At 63.7% G+C, this 2,857-nt stretch carries 2 protein-coding genes; both read left to right on the top strand.

The features are described from left to right. The coding region (locus WDA27_15255) for a VWA domain-containing protein (GenBank protein MFA5892282.1) at positions 1-1,821 on the top strand (1,821 nt) is incomplete at its 5' end. A gap of 361 nt (positions 1,822-2,182) precedes the next feature. Continuing rightward, the coding region (locus WDA27_15250) for a protoglobin domain-containing protein (protein ID MFA5892281.1) at positions 2,183-2,857 on the top strand (675 nt) is incomplete at its 3' end.

The following is a 2,857-nucleotide window of genomic DNA, read 5'->3' as shown; positions in this document are numbered from 1 at the left end:
TTCGCCCAAGTGCAAAGCTTCGCGGCTGAAATCGCCGACGCCACGCACAGCGAGAAGCTGGAGGCGGTCAGCGGCGTGCTCGAACTGTTTGTACGCGGGTTGTCGGGCCGTGGGCTGCGGCTGGAGGCCGGTGACACCGCATACACCGATACCGACATGCTCTATTTGCCCGCGCGCCTTTCCGGCTTCGCGCGCCGCGAGGACAACTACCGGCTGTACAAGGCGCTGACGGCGCATGCCTGGGCCCAAACCTGGTATGGCAGCTTCCGTCTGCCGGAGGGCGAATTACTGAGCGCGCACTTCGCCGCCTTCCCCGACCCGGACAGGGCGCAGCAGTTGTTTCATGCACTCGAAACCGCGCGGCTTGATGCCTGTCTCGCGCGCGACCTGCCCGGGCTTTATCGCGACATGCAGGAACTGCAAACCTTGACCGGCGGCTGGCAGACGCCGGCCGGTTGGACACTGCCGCTCAAGCGGCTGCAAAAAACTGGCGCCGGTGTGTACGACAGCCTGGTGCTCATGGTCGAGCTTTATGCCGGCGAGTTGCCGGCGCCGCGCTGCTACCAGGGCAGGCTGTTCGCCGAACGCGTCGAGAAGACATTGCACGAACGTCTCGCGCGTGAGAAGAGCGCCTTGCGTGAGGCGCTCACCCACCTCGGCAAGGAAACGACCGGCAAGACCGCCACCGGGGATACGTCGTCGCGCTTCAAGGTCGAACGCAAGCCCGATACCACGCAGCCCGCGGGCTTTCGCTTCACGCTCATGCTCGACGGTCAGCCGGTGGCGCCGCCGGCCGACGTGCGCGCGCTCATGGACTCCATCCTCCAGGACCTCGGCCAGATTCCGGACGAATATCTCGTCGCCGCCGGCGACGGCGGCTACCGGCGCGAGAACACGGACGCGGACGCGAAGCGCCCCGAGGACGTCTGGAAAGGCACCTACCACGAAGAGGGCGCGTTTCTGTACAACGAGTGGGACCACAAGCGCGCGCACTACCGCAAACACTGGTGCGTGCTGCGCGAACTCGATGCGCACCCTATGTACGAGCCGTTCGTGCAACGCACGCTCGCCAAATACGCCGGCGTACTGCCGGCGCTGCGAAAAACTTTCGAGGCGCTGCGTGGCGAGAACCGCCTGCTCAAGAAACAGCCCCACGGCGACGACGTGGACTTCGACGCGCTCGTGGAGGCGACCGCCGACCACTGCGCCGGGCGCGAGCGGAGCGAGCGGCTGTTCGTGAAGCGCCACCGGTTCGAGCGCGACATCGCGGTGCTGTTCATGGTGGACATGTCGGGCTCGACCAAGGGCTGGATCAACGACGCCGAGCGCGAATCGCTGGTGTTGCTGTGCGAGGCGCTCGAAATCCTCGGCGACCGTTACGCCATCTACGGCTTCTCCGGCATGACGCGCAAGCGTTGCGAGCTGTACCGCATCAAGCGCTTCGACGAACCGTACCACGACGAGGTCAAGGCGCGCATCGCCGGCATCCAGCCGCAGGATTACACGCGCATGGGCGTGGCCATCCGCCACCTGACGAAGCTACTGGAAGACGTGGAGGCACGCACCAAACTTTTAATCACGCTCTCGGACGGCAAGCCCGACGATTACGACGGTTACCACGGCGATTACGGCATCGAGGACACGCGCATGAGCCTGATCGAGGCCAAGCGCGCCGGCATCCACCCGTTCTGCATCACCATCGACGAGACCGCGCGCGACTATCTGCCGCACATGTACGGCGCGGTGAACTGGGCGCTGGTGGACAACGTGCGCAAGTTGCCGCTCAAGGTTTCGGACATCTACCGGCGGCTGACGCTCTAGCGGCGTTTCTGCTTTAAGAACGTACCGGAAGGTTATGTCGGATCAGTCTTTTAAGTATTCTCTTGCGCCCGTTCGTCCGACATCACTCATATGTTCGTTAACAACGCTCACGGTTTGTGATATCTAGGCAAACAAAATAATCACGAGGATCCGGAAATAGCCGGGTACTGGGAAGGCCCGCGATAGCCACCGCTTCGCGGTGTGGCGTAGAGCCTTGTGGCCGAGCACCGTGGGCTCCTGCGAAGCCGCAAGACGGTCGCGGTCGAAATACGCCGACGCGAGGGGCGGGGAGATACCCCGTCGCGTAGGCGGAGGGCCGCGGCACAGCGTTGCGACCGCCATGACACAGGGAGGGGGCGACGTGAAGAAGGCCGAAGCTGGAACCGACGCTGGCGATACAAAGCGGAGATACGCCGGCGCAGATCTCAACGCCGTCTTCAACGATTTTCTCGACATCTCGGCTGCCGACCTGAGCCTCCTTCGCCGATACCGTGACGCCCTGCGAAGCGGGGGCGAGCCCTTCGCCAAGATCTTCTATGACTACCTGTTCGATCACCCGGCAACCGCCAAGGTACTGCAGGACTACCAGGCAGCCGGCGGACGCATCGCAAACCTGGTGCAGAAGCAGCTGCTGCACCTGACGACCTTTCTCGACGGACGTGTTAGCGAGGACGACGCGCGCAACACGGAGCGCATCGGCGCGGTGCATTACCGCTACCGCATCGAGCCGGCGTGGATCATGGGCGCCTACCTGCTCTACCTTGAACACCTTCAGTCGCTGATCCGCACGAGTCCCGAGGTTCGCGGCATCGACTATGAGCCGCTCGATGCCGCCGTCACGAAACTCCTGTTCCGCGACATGGGCCTCATGCTCGAAGGTTACTGGGACGCCGCCACCAAGGCGCTGCACCTGGAACAGGACAAGGTGGTGAACTTGCAGGAGCAGATCATCAGCCTGCTCGCGAACATACCGCAGATGCTCTGGTCGGTGGACGTGATCAATAACCGGCTGCTGTACGTGAGCCCGAGCGCGAGC

Source organism: Actinomycetota bacterium, assembly GCA_041658565.1.
In the GTDB taxonomy this organism is placed as follows: domain Bacteria; phylum Actinomycetota; class AC-67; order AC-67; family AC-67; genus JBAZZY01.
This window is presented reverse-complemented; position numbering and strand designations above follow the sequence as displayed.